The following is a 14389-nucleotide window of genomic DNA, read 5'->3' on the forward strand; positions in this document are numbered from 1 at the left end:
CATAAAGAGAATTATAATTATTCTTTAGGGCTTAAACCAAACAGATCAAAAAAATCTCGTTCATTAGCTTTGAACGAGATTTTTTTATTATCATTTCTTGATGAATTTTATATTCTTTTTCGTTTCAGAATTTTTACCACTTACCTCAATGAAATAAGAGGCGGGTGGAAGATCAGAGATCTGTATGTTTCCTGAATTCAGATCTGCAGTTTTGATAAGTTTTCCATCCAGACTGTAGATATTCGCTTTTGAATAGTTTTCTGTATTTCCTTTAAATCCAATAAAATCCTGTGCAGGATTAGGATAGATACTAAAGCTTTCTTTTTTATTTACTTCATGGGCTGCCAGTGTTGCGATAGTCAATGCCAGAGAACTGGTGGTGGTTTGGTTGATGCTCAGGGCAGGTACCGATAAGTTGACTGTAGTAGAACTCAGCAGTGGATATCTGTGAGAAGCATCATAGTAAGAATAAGCGGTATTGGTAACAGAACCCAGAGGGTTTAAAAAGGTGATGTCCAAAACAGAATATAAATTAAAATTCTGTATAAATTTTACCCGGAGAACATTATTATAAGTGTGACCACCCAGGATCAATGTTCCATAGGCATCGGCCTCAGTAGAAGTAGTACCCACACATATTCCGTTAATTAAAGTTGACGAAAAAGTTCCTTTGGCAGTATCATTCTGAGCAGGTCCGTAGGTAATAGGATAGGTCATATAAGTCCCATTATCCATACTCAGATTCAGAGTAACCTGAGGGTTTACAATTCCTGTGATCTCTAATTTTGTGGGGGAGGCTTTGTAAAGTATGGAGGTTGTTCCTTCAAACATTTTAATATTGGTGCCAGGGAAAGTAGTGATTTCACTTGCTGCAGGGGTTAGATAACTTACTAGCGCCGGTGCACCCAAAGTAAGACCGTTGTTTGAAAATGTAGCATTGGCTCCGGTTGCAGAATTATCCACAGTTCCGGTGATGATTTTGTTGTCCACAACATCGTTGAGGATAGGATCATGAGAAGCTTTGGTAAGCGTAATCTGCGCTGAAAGCATAGCAGAAGCTCCCAACAGAAAAAGGATAGATTTTTTCATGGCCAAATTTTTTATTAAAGTTAGCTAAAAAGATGAATCAAATTTCATTGTAATGTATTTTTAATGAAATATTTGAATAATTATATCTTTTTATTTAAAAAAAATTATTTTAACAAGAAGTAGGCTTCATATGAAATAAAAAACCGCCCATAGTATCGGGCGGCTGTTCTGTGTATTAAATATCTATAAGTTTAGTTGCTCATAACCATTTTGCGATAAGCGTAAATATCTTCAATGGTTACTACACTCATGTCTTTTTTGATGGCAAAATCTACGATTTCCGGAAGTCTTGCCATAGAACCATCTTCATTGGTGAGTTCACAAAGTACTGCATCATCACCAAGATTAGCCATTTTTACAAGATCTACACTGCCTTCTGTGTGACCACGTCTTTCAAAGACGCCATTTTTTTTGGCGATTAGTGGAAATACATGTCCTGGGCTTGCAATATGTTCCGCCTGCGCCTCTGCAGCAACTGCTGTTCTGATGGTCGTTACGCGGTCTTTAGCTGAAACTCCGGATTCCACGCCTTCTTTGGCTTCAATAGAAATGGTAAATGCAGTCTGATTTTTTGAATTATTGTTTTCCACCATCGGACGAAGGTTCAGATGTTTACTTTTCTCTTCAGAAATGCATAAGCAGACGATACCGCTGCATTCGCGGATCAGAAGTGCCATGTCCTGTTCTGTAATAGTGGAAGCGGGAAAGATGATATCACCTTCATTTTCGCGGTTTTCATCGTCTACTAAAAGAATACCTTTTCCCTGTTGTAATGTTGAAAGTGCTTTTTCTACACGTTCTTTGGAGGTTGCTCCGAATTTTTCTAATAATTTTTCCATGTTATTTTACTTTTAAAAGTTAAAATAGTCTTCGGTACATGGAAATGAAATACGATACCGCAAGAGCCCAGAAAGGATCTTACCGTACGTTTCATTTTCTTCTCCCATCCAGACTTTAACTGTCGGTTTTGGAATTTCACCAAATCAGTCCCTTCAGATGAAAGGAGTCGCGGACTGTAACCGCCGGTAGGGAATTTCACCCTGCCCCGAAGAAAACTTATACTAAGTTTTGCTGTATGTTTTAATTTAAATTTTTATTTCATTAATTATATTTAATACACAGGCTGCTAATTTCGGAAAGATTTTTGAGATAGAAAAGGCTTTGACAATAGGATTTATCAATAACTGATGGGTTGTAAATAAAAATCCATCCCAATCCAAGGATGGATTCTGTTGATTATATTTCAGGAATTCCGGAAGAGTATTGTTTATAAAGCCTCTTTTCCGGATTTATCAATTTTGTTGATTTTATTTCTTCCATTCTCTATATTATTTAATCAGTTTTAAGTTTTCGTCGTATAATCCTATCAGCAGACTGTTTCCGTCTTTGTCTGTTTTTATTCCACCATATTCGGCGGCATCGTATTTTTCTGACTGCCCTTCCTGGAAAAAGAAAGACTCGGCGCCGATATTAATTCTCCATTGATTGGGTGAGGTATACTTGATGAGGTGTTCTCCGGTTTTTAATGGAGTAGGGTCTTTTTGAAAGCGAACCTGTTCGGCAATTCCTTTTGTATCAAGTTTTACCACACAATAGCCACGTTTGGGAATCTTTTCCGCATTAATGTTATTCGCGATATCATACCGTAAGTTCATATAGTCACCCTGCATCAGTGAGCGTGGATCCACAGGTGCCAGCTTTAGTAAGATGGGTTGTCCGTTTTTTAGCAAAGTTTCTTTTTCCACTACAGAATAATTAAAGTATACCAACAACAGGACAAGGTTGAGGATGATGATAAGCCATTTGTATTTATTCATTTGCTGTCAGTTTTTTGTGAGTGAAGAAGTAAATTGCCAGAAAGCTAATTCCTGATCCGAACAGGAGTATGGATTTGATCAATAAGGTAAAACCAAGGTCGTAATAAAAACGTCCGATAAAATAGATCAGAGCAATGATGGCTAAAACCAATCCTGTTCTGTAATTGACAAAAAAGCTTAACAGAATAATCAGGATTGCTCCCGAGATGGCAGGCGTTAATAGAGTAGGCAGTAAAAATAAAACAGTAAGAGTGTAAATAATAATTTTATAAGTTGTACTGGTTACCTTTAGTGTTCCAAATAGAAGAAATACTACATAAAGGATAGCCAGCATAATCACAACAGACGGGATCCAGTCATAATAATGCTCTGTCAGGTGGAGAAAAGATGCCAGTCCTGAAAATACAAGAGTAAATATAAATGAAAAGACCATTCCTGCCCGAACCGGATCGTACAGCTTAGACAATATCTTGTTTTTGGTAATTATTTTTGCTTCCTGAAGAAACAGGAATGTTATTATTACCGTTTGAAATATAATAATTGCTGAGATCAGACTGTAAGTATCATGAGTCTGAGAAAATGCAACTATACTTCCATTGATGATCAATACTGAAATAAAGGAAAGGATATAGCTTTGAACCAGAAACAGGGTGCATAATGCAAAGACAATGAATACCATGTAGATGCTGTCTCCTTCAGTAGAAAGAGCAAGGCCAAGGAGAGCAAAACCAGTAATGAAAAAAGAAACACTTAAGGTATCTATAATTGTTTTTCCGGATATCCTGCTGATCAGCGAAGAACCTGCAATACAGATTACACCCAATATACCTGCTCCTGTGGGAGAATCAAAAACCTGAAACAAAAAAATAAAGCCCAGGAAGGTAAGACACGCCATCATTCCACCAAATATGGATAATATTTTGATAGATAATGATTGGTGATTATTGTCTTTTTCCTCATAAGCTGCCATAATAGAATCTTCATCAAAATGAATTTCCCTGTTACTCTCAGTCTGAAGATGATCCATCAGTTTTTTTATATGTTCTCTATTTGTCATTTTTCCATTTTTTTTGACGGTTCATCAGATTTTTAATAATGAGGGTGATGCTCACAACTATGAAAAAGAAAACCAATAAGAATATGGCTTCACCATCTATTATTTTGAACAGTAAAGAGCAGATAATAATGACAATACTCAATGGAATAATGGCAAAATAAAAGCTGTTTTTCGTTTTGAAACCATACCAGATTCCTGAAGCATACACAACAGTGCTGAGTGGAGCAAGAATGTATAACGATGTTTTATGAATCTCAGTAATATCCAGACAAAGTCCAAATGTCGATATACTGATAACGGCCAATGCTAAAATGTTGGTAAACCAATGGGGAACATGAATCTTTTTATAATGAGATATAAGAATTGAGCTGATTAAAATAACGGTGTTAAGGATAAACATCAGAATAAGAATACTCATGTTTTCCCAGTCTTTTGCTACCTGCTGAGAGTATAAAACAAGGGTGGTATTTATTAAAACTATATAGAGAAGCCATAAAGGGGCAAAATCTGATATGATCACCCAAAGTGTTATAAAAAGAGTCCAGGCCAGAAAAAAGTCATAAGCATCGGCACCGGTTTGATAGATCTGTCCGAATACTGCAAACAGAACTCCTACTAAGGCTGATGCTCCTGTAAGAATGATATTTCGGATGTTGCTGTTGATCTTAGGAAGTACTGCTAAACCTGTAGTGGTAATAACCAGTATTTCTGTTAATCCGATTTTTGCAAATTTAGGAAGCTCTGCCCAATTGTAAGCAAAGAAGAAAATAATTCCGGATACGGTAAGCCCTATTCCCAGACTGATCAGGAATAATTTAAGAAATTTTTGCCAGGCTTCTGTGCTGCTGTAAATGGTATCTTTAAGAACTGTTTTGATTTCTTCTTCACTCAGATTGCTGTGCCGGCTGAGGATTTGGAGATCTTCTCGTTGTATGTTTTTCATTTAAGATATGTTAAGTGCTGACAGTTTGTACTGTCCTAATATAAGTTGTTGTTCAGTTTCTGTATATTCTTATTGCTGAAGTTTATTAGGTATCGCGGGAAATATGGTCCCATTTCTGATCTATATAATTAATCGGCCAGTTGAGGAGAGCATAATGTTTTTTTATAAACAATGCTGGTTCTATGATATTGAGTTAAAAATAATACCTGATGATCAATTAAGGTTGACTAAAATCATTCCCTTAGTATCTTTTCCATTTTTTTTCCTTTGGCCAATTCATCAATCAGCTTATCAAGATATCGAATTTTCCTCATCAGTTCATCCTCTATTTCTTCTACACGATATCCGCAGATAACTCCTTTGATTAATGCAGCGTTAGGGTTCATTCTGGGAGCTTGTTTAAAAAAGGTCTTAAAATCATTTCTCTGATCCAGTTGCTCCTGAAGTCCTTGCTCATCATAACCGGTAAGCCAGTGAATGATTTCATGAACCTCAGATTTTGCGCGTCCCTTTTTCTCCGCCTTTTGAATGTAATGCGGATAAACACTGGCAAAAGCTGTGGTGAAAATTTTTGTATTCTGCATGGCCCGGGGATTCAGTATTAAACTATTTTTTTTAAAATTCCATCAAGTATAGTATTGAATTCTTCCGGCTTTTCAAGCATAGGATAATGTCCCACTTCTGTCATGGTTACATAGTTGTAATCCTTTAAATATTTGCGATTAGCATCTATATTTGTAGGAGAAGCATCCGAATTAATAGCGATTACCGGAATTTGAACCTGCTCTGCAATAGTTGTAAAATCGGTTTTGTATAAAGGTTTGAGAAGATTGATGACCATTTCCGGCTCGTTTTGAAGGAATTCTTTTTGTAACCTTTCCTTTACAGCAGCAGGTGTTTTTTCTGCAAAAAGATACTGAGGCAGGAAGTTTTCCACTGCATATTTAAAATCTGTTCTGTAATGGGAAAACATTATTTCCTCTGCCTGTTCCTCAGTAAAAGATTCATCAAGGTTCTTCAAAGTGTCTACCAGAACAAGAGCTTTTACCTGTGGAATTTTCAACGAAGCTTCAAGAACATAAGCTCCGCTCATTGAATGACCTACCAGTATAATGTTCTGTGAGTCTATGGCGTCAGCTACCGCTTTTATATCATCAGCATACCGGGAACTCGTCCAGTCATTTCTGGAAGAATCAGATTTACCGTGGCCTGCCAGATCTATTTGTATAACACGATATTTGGGTGCAAAATATTTCTGCTGATCTGCCCACCATTCAGTATTGCCGAGCCAGCCGTGGATCATGATGATTGCTGTACCTCCGTCTCCGGATTCTCTATAATGAATTTTTTGACCATCAGAAGATATTGTATATTTTTCCATGATTTTTTTTGGTGTATAAATAATGTTTAGAAACGAAGGTACAAAAAAGGCTGTGGAATTCAAGGTAAAGCTTTCTGTAGCTTACCTTTGCTGCACTTTAAATAAAGTAATTGTATAATCAAGTAATTTCTGATCTCCATATTCACCATGCCCCGGAATGACGATTTTTACATTAGGGTATTCTTTTTTTACTTTTTCAACAGTAGCAGACCAGTCTGAAACATTGGCATCACCCAAATATCCTTTACCAGCTTCCAGTTCTTTTAGCAGGCAGCCTCCAAACAATACATTTTCACTGGGAAAATATCCAACTGTATTATCTTTTGTATGACCTTCTCCTAAAAATTTTGTAATCGTTTTTTTATCACCTACTTTTAATACCAAAGAATCGCTAAAGCTGTTTTCAGGAACAGTAAAGTTATTTTCCCGCGCCAGATCAATAGTTTTGGAATAGGCATAGGAAGAGATGTGGTGGTTATGAAATGCCTGTAATCCACCCAGACTGTCATCATGAAAATGAGTAGGAATAATGGCATTAATTTTTGAATGAAGGGTTTTATTGATCCATTGAATCAGTTCTTCTGAACCTTTGTCATTTATTGGAGTATCAAATACAATAGTTTCATCAGCAGCTTTTACAATAAGGCCATTACAGGGTACGTTTCCGAAATCATTGGTCTGCTTAAAAGAGGTATGGATAAAAGAATTCTCAGAAATCTGAGTAATGATAAGCTGATCAGACTTATAAATTTCTTTTGCTTTAAAATTACTTTGCTGCTGAGTCTTACATCCTGTAAAAAGAAAGGAGCATAATAAGATGAAGAATGTATTTTTAGTAATGTTTCTCATTGATTTGGTGTTTGATGTAAAAATATAATTTTATATTAACGTAAACACGAAAATACCCCCGGAAATATGATTTTTCAGAGGGTATTGAAGTAATTGAAGTTGTTTATTATGAGGTTGGTTCCGACTTGATGTTAATAATCATTACAGCATAAGAATTTCCTGCAATGTCTTTGATTTCGCATTTGAAGTAGATGAGGTTCTTTAAAAATTTCTGTTGAAAAACTTCAATCAGAAATTCTGTTCCAATAGGCATTGCTTTGGAGGCATAGCCTTCCAGACTGTCGATTTCATAAGAGCCTTTGTTTCCTAGAAAATTGAAAATCTCTCTAAGGACACAGTTGGCGATGAAGACAAAAGGAACAATTGGGTGGTTTTCAAAATGTCCTTTACACTGATTCAGGGTAAAAGGCATGATGGATATGGTAAACTGATGCGGGTCTGCAGTATAGTTGATTTTGCCTTCTGGAAGTTTTTCATCGTAAGTTTCAATAAGAGTATCATCGAAAAAATCCTTATAAAAAACTCCAAATGCATCCTGGGATATGATATGATAATCAAGTTCAAAAGAATACAGGATCTCTCCAGATTGCTTATCTTTTGCATTAAGACATGATTTGCCTTTCCTTTTGGATTCCAGATAGCTTCCACCGGTAATCAAAAGAGTGTCAGGAATGGCTTTGTAGGATAATTTTCTGATTCTTAATTTTTCTCCGAGGAAATAAATCTTTTCTTCAGAAGAATTGTTTAGCAGTTTGTATAGGCTGCAGCTTCCTAATGAAGCAAGAGCTTTCAAGAGATTGGTGAGATTTTCATTGCTGAAATCCCAACCGGATATTTCTGTTTCTATGCTGTGATCATTAAAAATAATATGTTCCGGAATATTAATGTACGGAGCAGTTTCTCCAATATAGGGAATGATTTTTTTTTGGATGTCTGGTGTTGTCATGGAATGAGGGTATTAAATTGTTTTCATTGTTTTGTGGGTGATCTTCTTCAGCGGTGAGGTGATAATGATACTTTGGCCGTTGTGATGGATCTGTTGGCAGCTATGCTATACTATCTGATTGGGAATAAGCAGAGGGATATAATAGCTGCAGTTTTAATGATGCTCTTATTTTTTTCTTTATGTAGAGTGAGTTTGTTTTTTCATGTATATCTTTTTATAGTGATTTATTTGTTTTTTAAAATTACAAAAAAAATAATTATAAATATTTATGATTAAAATATTTGTGTCTTCTTTTGCTATTGAAAACTCATTTTTTCTGTGTTAAATAAGGAATGAGAGTATGCGTAAAAAAGTTATCCACATAAAATTATCCACATCTTTTTTACTCGCAGGAAACTTTATGTGGATAATTTATTTTGTTTAAATATTTTAATATTAGTGTTTTAACTGTTCTATTTAAATAGTGTTAAAAAGTTATCCACATTTGTGAAATAAAGATTTTCTTTTTTTTAAAAGTTATCAACATGTTTTTCCATATTCCCTGTAGGTCAGAGTTTTTCTTATTCTTTAAATGAAAAGAATAGCGATTAAAGCTGTAATTTTTGTTTATTTTTAAATTGAATATTGCTAAAGACTTTCAATATATTTTTCGTAACCACTTTTTTCAAGAAGATCACTGGCGCTTAACTGATAGACATCTTTCCATGAATCAGGGCCGTTTTTTTCAACATATTTTTCGATGATTCTGAATCCCAGCCAATAGTTCATAGATTTGGGAGCATCAGGAAAAAGCTTGAATTTATCATTTCTCAACAATGGATTGTTTCCTGATTGATCTGCAAAAGAAGGTTTTAATTTTGTGAATATTTCCTTTTCATTTTTGATATACCATGCCCAGTTTTCTTTTGTCATATTTTCCACAGCTTCATACTTTTCCATTTTGTGGTCAAAGAATACATAAGTGAAATAACAGGCAAAACCTTCGTCTATCGTTTGGCTCAGTGCATTTCCTCCATTGCTGTCAGCCTGTCTGAAATGCTCATACACCAGATGATTCAGTTCATGGGGAAGTGCTTTTTCAAGGGAATAACGAATATCTACATTTTTATGATTAAGCTCTAAAGCAAACTGCTCGGCATTACATCCACCAAAGGAAATTCCTGTAATAGGAGTAAAGAGTAAACTTATTCTGGCTTTAGGTTGATAAGGAACTAGCTTGTTGAACCTGGTCAGGGTTTCCTTAAAATGTTTTTTGAGATCAATATTTAAAATATTATTGGCCCTATTTTCAAGTTCCTGTTTATTTTTCTGGTAGAAAGTTTTATTCCAGGCCATCATGCCTTTAGGATTGTTGAAGAGATGAGCATTTTCGTCCCCAAAAATAACTCCATAGCAGCTATCCCATAATTTTTTATGCGGTAGATAGACTTTTTGAACAATTCTTATAGAATCATATTGCTGATCTTTATGAGCAAGCAGCTGATGTTTAAAAAGGTTTTTGATGACAATGCCCTCTACTTTTACACTGTCGGGAATCTTCTCTAATCTGTTATAATTAAATTTATTCTCCGTAACTGTTGTAGTCTTTCCTGTGGAGCAGGAAAGTATGGTAGATGCCGACAAAAAAAGAATAATTTTTCTCATAGAATAAATATCAGCTGTACCCTATTTATTGTAATGGGGTTAAAGCCTTTGAATTTCTTAATAATACCATATACTGGAAATAATCAAGAGTGTTTGTGTTTTCCTTTGGCGTAAAGCTTTCTCCGAACATGGTAGATTTTACAGAGATCAGTTTGTTTGAATGTTGATAAGGAGAGCTATTAGCATTCAGCTTAAACAATGTGATGGAATTGGGTTGTGTAAATTCTTTAAAATCATTGATTCCTTTTACCAGCATCAATGGACCATCTGCATTGATCCAGCCTACTTTTTGATCGTCAGGTGTCGGGAACTGTGGATTTTTCGGAAGGTACATTTCGCTGTCCAGAGTATAGCTTACAATGCTTGAAGTTTTAAAACCTGAGTTTTTAAGTCTTTCTGCAAAAGGTTTTTCATTCTTTTTTACACCATGCTGAAGCACATGATAAAATCCGAAAAGTCCGTAAAATTTCTTATGTCCGATATTTAGTTTTTTTACCGAGTTTTTAAAATTCATGATCATTGCTGAATCTCTGGAGATTTTGCGGGAATTGTCATTAAAGTCAGTATCAATTCCAATAACGGAAATTTTTAAAGAATCCTGTAACGTCTGGTTGTAGTCATACATATGATTCCATTTTTCCAATAGTTCTTTACTGGACTGCTGTGGAATTCGTTTTTGTACAGCCAATACCACTTCTTTAAGCAGGTTTTGATCCTTTGTATTGCCATGAAGGAAAAGATTCAGCTTGTGAGAATTGGTACTGTCCATTTCAGCAATGTAATATCTGACTCCGGCTTTTTGATTTAAAAATGTAAGAAGCTCCTGATCCAGTTTTTGATTGTCTGCATAACCATGAACCTCTCCTAAAAGAATAACCTGGGAATTGTAAAAGCTATCATCAAACAACTTGCCGTCTATTTTATCATTAGCTAAGACATGGTTGTTTTTCAGGTAATCGGTAAATTCAGAATCTGTACTGCCGATAAAGATTTTATTGCTAATTAATATATAAACAACGGAAATTAAAATGATAGCAAATACTGTCATAAAGAAGTATTTGAAAAATTTGAGAATTTTTTTTCATGGATTATTTTTCGCGAAAATAGCCTAAAAAATTAAAATAAGCCTTAAGAAAACTGAAATGTAAAATATTTTTCACCACAATGTAAGCACTGAAAAGCAGCTATTTCTCTCAGGTTTTCCGGACTTCCATAAGTTTTAAAATCATGATACTTACTTTTTTCTTTGACCCCTTCTTCCCAATACCTGTAATTTTCACTGATGTTATACAGGTCATCATTATTTTGTGGATAACCTGTAAATTCAGTGATGTTTTCACAACAAAGAGGCATATCAGGTTTTTGCATAAAAAATGGAATATCCGGAGTACGATTATACTGTTCTATTAATATCATTTTGAGTTCTGCTGTCCGGGTATCAGAAAGGGTAAGTGAACGCACATATTTCTCAATAATCTCTTCATACAGAAAACTGCAGGTATGCATCATAGGTTTAGATTGCAGACACTCATGACAGGCAGCATAGATGTCGTCATCAATCTTCCCGTTTTCTAAAGTAACTTGTCCCTGGTAAGGGTATAGGTCAACATTTGTTTTTTCACAGACATGGCATTCCGTATAATATTCATCCAATTTTTTAAGAGCATCATCGGAAATAAGTTCAAAAAGTTTTCCCATTTGATTTTTTAATTCAATTTACTCAAGCGGATTGATCAGTATAAAAGCTTCCATGATCTTTACCCCTATATTTTTAAACTCAGAAGACGATATAATTTCTAAAAGGTATTGGATTTTTTTCCTGATTCAGGCTAAGTTCTTGGTTGTAGAGGCCATGGTAAAAAGATTAAAAATGACAGAAGCTTTATTCTTTGTCTTTATAGATATTCCAGAAGTTGAAATCGGTCATAGGAGCATCCGTGATACCGACATTACGGCCCATTGTCACAATCTGTCCTCTATGGTAAGTTCCGTGAAGAACAACATGTTGAATGTATTCATATTTTGAAAAATCACATTGAAACCACTGAGATTCTATTTTTACATTTTTTGACAATTCCTCTTCAGATAAGGTTTCCACATAATCTACCAGCTTTTGAGAGTTACTCTTTATGTTGCTAAAAACTTCTTCTTTGCTGGTTTCAGCGGTGGTTTTGGCAAAATCGAAATCATTGTTTCCGGAAATATGGCTCCACCAGTATTCCTGGGTCTGCCAGATATGATGCAGGGTCTTTAAAATAGTGGGAAAGCTGGAAATAACTTCCTGATTAAGCTGTTCATCAGATTTTGTGGATAACCAGTCAATGTATTTATTGACTACCCAATTGTTGTACTGAACTGTTTTGGTGATTAATGTTTTTAAGCTCATGATATTAATATTTTGGTTTTAAAATGGGAATTAAAGTCCGAAATGCCTATCCCTATCATTGTTTTCAGGATTAATAAGCGCCTTATTGCTGTAGGTTGCTGCTTCAAATTCATTGATATTCACAGAGAGAAAAGAAACGTCAGGAAGTAATGCTGTCAGCCGGGTGACAATCTGTATCGAAAGATCTGCTTTTTGTTCTGTGCTGCGCCCTTCCATAATATATCCAAAGACATGCAGAAAGTTGTTCTTATTCTTTCCCAACCGATAATACTGATAAGGCTGAAGTCTTACCTTGATATCATTAGCAGCAAATAACCCTGCAGACTCGGCTACTGTAAATACAGCATCCATAATTTCATCGGAGGTTCTTTGCCAGAGGACATCCTGTGAACATTCAATGATGAAATGAGGCATACGAAATATTTTGTAATATGATTTTTGTCATGTAAAAATAAGAAAAATATGAATCCCTGTTTCAAATAAGATCCCGTTCTGATAATAAAGTTTATGTATGGCTGTAATTGTGAAAATTAAAATAAAAAAGCCCGGATAGCAGATCATCCGGGCTTTTAAAAAATATGATAACGGTTTTTTATTGAACAGATTTTTTAATATTGTACTGAGGTTTTATGGGATCAGACATATCCAGTAGAATATCATACTGACCCTCTTCTCCAATCAGGAAATCATAAGCATTAAGTGCAATAGTCTTTCCATCGTTATTTAAACCAAGATTGTAGCCCCAATCATTATCCAGTCTGAATTTTAGCTTACCCTTTTTCAGATGATAATTTTTGAGAAAATAGAGATTCGGTTTTTGAATATCTGCCTGTAAAGGGGTATCTTTTCCGTCCCATCCGCCTGGAGTTGCATCTCCGATAATTCCCCATAGATAATTATCTGTTGTCTTTGTTCCTGTTTTCACAGTTCCATCGCGAAGCTTAACCATCACAGAATTAATTTTTCCTGTTTCATCCGGTTTGAAGGTGAACGTAACATTGTCATCCAGCTGAAATGAAGTATTGCTGACAGGGAATAGTGAACATATAGGATATCCATTTTCTCTGAATAGAACCTGCCCGTCCAGAACAGTTACATAAAATTTAGTGTTTCCAGCAGAGTAAATTCCTTCCAGTTTTTTTAGTTCCTGTTGATTAATTTTTACAGCAATAGGAATCTTATAAGGCTTATGATATATTATATTTTCAATCTTCGGTACGATCATATCTGTATGTGATAATGTAGAATTTGACAGGGCGATGAAACAAATATCATCCTCCAGAATTTTGTAATATATGCTCCGGTAGCCGGGGCCACCACCACCATGCCCAACACTTTTTTTACCATTATTAATGATGACATCACTGCCCAATCCATAATGATCGTTAAGGTAAGGTGTAAACATTTTTTCAGTAGTTTCCTTTTTAATAATTGTATTGTTTTTAAAAGACTCATTGAATTTGAAAAGATCGCCAACAGTAGAATACATTGCGCCTGCTGCAAATGGATGATCTGTTTTAAAACGAAAGGCTTCGGTAGATGCATGGTCTAATAAAAAATCATATCCAAAGGCTTTGTTCTCATCTGTAACAGTATTAAAGTGAAAACCGGTATGATTCATCTGCAGAGGTTTAAGAATATAGCTTTCAATAGCCTTGTCATAATCCATTCCGGTCACTTTTTTAATGATATATCCTAGAATATAATATCCGGAGTTGGAGTAGTCCCATTTTGTATTAGATGGGAAATTCAATGGTTTTGCCGAAATATATTTGATGAATGTTTCTTCATCTACCGTATTTTCTGAGCCTGTTTCATTAGGAATTCCTGAAGTGTGGGAAAGAAGGTTCGCAATGGTGATGCTGTCTCCTTTGGGAAAATCTGGATAATATTTGGAAAGTTTGTCGTTGATCGATAATTTTCCTTCTTCTTCCAGCTTAAGAATGACTGTGGAAGTGAACATTTTTGTGGTGGAAAAGATTCTGTAAAGACTGTTGTTGGTATTTTTTTCTTTTTTAGGACCGTTTCTGTAGCCGTAACTTTTTTCGAAAATAATTTTTCCTTTTTCAGCGACAAGAACAGTGCCGCTGAATTTGCCTGCTTTATCATAAGCTTCCAGTAATTGCTCAATTTGTTTAGTTTTTTGTGAAAAAATAGGGTTGGCTGCCAAGAGTAGGAGAAGGCAGGTTAAAATAACTTTCATGTATTTTTTTAGATAAGACAATTGTCAGAGAAGTAGTATTACATTAGGTTTTGAAAAAAATGGGTTATGTGAGA

General features: G+C 35.1%; 15 protein-coding genes and 1 riboswitch. All 15 genes read right to left on the bottom strand.

What is annotated here, in order from left to right:
- Positions 1-90: 90 nt before the first annotated feature.
- The 15 genes from DRF65_RS08270 to DRF65_RS08340 all read right to left on the bottom strand — a co-directional run bounded on the left by DRF65_RS08270 (position 91) and on the right by DRF65_RS08340 (position 14315).
- Positions 91-1089: a T9SS type A sorting domain-containing protein gene (locus DRF65_RS08270; RefSeq protein ID WP_115970295.1), complete on the bottom strand. Its 999-nt coding sequence runs from the start codon at positions 1087-1089 to the stop codon at positions 91-93.
- Positions 1090-1280: 191 nt separating this feature from the next.
- On the bottom strand, positions 1281-1928 hold the full coding sequence (gene ribB / locus DRF65_RS08275; RefSeq protein ID WP_115970296.1) for a 3,4-dihydroxy-2-butanone-4-phosphate synthase: 648 nt from the start codon (positions 1926-1928) through the stop codon (positions 1281-1283).
- Between the two features lie 92 nt (positions 1929-2020).
- Positions 2021-2146, bottom strand: a riboswitch (FMN riboswitch).
- 271 nt (positions 2147-2417) lie between these two features.
- Positions 2418-2906 (bottom strand): GDYXXLXY domain-containing protein, encoded by a 489-nt coding sequence (locus DRF65_RS08280; RefSeq protein WP_115970297.1) that lies wholly within the window; start codon positions 2904-2906, stop codon positions 2418-2420.
- A complete protein-coding gene (locus DRF65_RS08285; protein WP_115970298.1) occupies positions 2899-3963 on the bottom strand; it encodes a DUF4401 domain-containing protein in 1065 nt (354 codons plus the stop codon). The genes DRF65_RS08280 and DRF65_RS08285 overlap by 8 nt, the downstream gene beginning before the upstream one ends.
- Positions 3953-4906: a DUF2157 domain-containing protein gene (locus DRF65_RS08290; protein WP_115970299.1), complete on the bottom strand. Its 954-nt coding sequence runs from the start codon at positions 4904-4906 to the stop codon at positions 3953-3955. Before DRF65_RS08290 ends, DRF65_RS08285 begins: the two co-directional genes overlap by 11 nt.
- Before the next feature lie 233 nt (positions 4907-5139).
- A complete protein-coding gene (locus DRF65_RS08295; protein WP_115970300.1) occupies positions 5140-5490 on the bottom strand; it encodes a DUF2200 domain-containing protein in 351 nt (116 codons plus the stop codon).
- A gap of 17 nt (positions 5491-5507) precedes the next feature.
- Positions 5508-6287, bottom strand: a complete 780-nt coding sequence (locus tag DRF65_RS08300) for an alpha/beta fold hydrolase (RefSeq protein ID WP_115970301.1) — start codon at positions 6285-6287, stop codon at positions 5508-5510.
- A gap of 81 nt (positions 6288-6368) precedes the next feature.
- Complete coding sequence (blaCHM, locus tag DRF65_RS08305) at positions 6369-7136, bottom strand: CHM family subclass B1 metallo-beta-lactamase (protein WP_115970302.1); 768 nt, start codon at positions 7134-7136, stop codon at positions 6369-6371.
- Positions 7137-7242: 106 nt separating this feature from the next.
- Positions 7243-8082, bottom strand: coding sequence for a hypothetical protein (locus DRF65_RS08310; RefSeq protein ID WP_115970303.1), 840 nt, complete (start codon positions 8080-8082; stop codon positions 7243-7245).
- Positions 8083-8709: 627 nt separating this feature from the next.
- Entirely contained in the window at positions 8710-9726 is a 1017-nt protein-coding gene (locus DRF65_RS08315; RefSeq protein ID WP_115970304.1) for a DUF2268 domain-containing putative Zn-dependent protease, read from the bottom strand.
- A gap of 25 nt (positions 9727-9751) precedes the next feature.
- On the bottom strand, positions 9752-10774 hold the full coding sequence (locus DRF65_RS08320) for a TraB/GumN family protein (protein WP_115970305.1): 1023 nt from the start codon (positions 10772-10774) through the stop codon (positions 9752-9754).
- A gap of 80 nt (positions 10775-10854) precedes the next feature.
- Positions 10855-11424, bottom strand: a complete 570-nt coding sequence (locus DRF65_RS08325; RefSeq protein WP_115970306.1) for a hypothetical protein — start codon at positions 11422-11424, stop codon at positions 10855-10857.
- A gap of 184 nt (positions 11425-11608) precedes the next feature.
- On the bottom strand, positions 11609-12112 hold the full coding sequence (locus tag DRF65_RS08330) for a DinB family protein (protein WP_115970307.1): 504 nt from the start codon (positions 12110-12112) through the stop codon (positions 11609-11611).
- Between the two features lie 30 nt (positions 12113-12142).
- Complete coding sequence (locus DRF65_RS08335; RefSeq protein WP_115970308.1) at positions 12143-12526, bottom strand: 5-carboxymethyl-2-hydroxymuconate Delta-isomerase; 384 nt, start codon at positions 12524-12526, stop codon at positions 12143-12145.
- Positions 12527-12704: 178 nt separating this feature from the next.
- A complete protein-coding gene (locus tag DRF65_RS08340) occupies positions 12705-14315 on the bottom strand; it encodes a serine hydrolase (RefSeq protein ID WP_115970309.1) in 1611 nt (536 codons plus the stop codon).
- Positions 14316-14389: the final 74 nt, after the last annotated feature.

The sequence above is a fragment of the Chryseobacterium pennae genome (genome assembly GCF_003385515.1).
GTDB classification, from domain to species: Bacteria; Bacteroidota; Bacteroidia; order Flavobacteriales; family Weeksellaceae; genus Chryseobacterium; species Chryseobacterium pennae.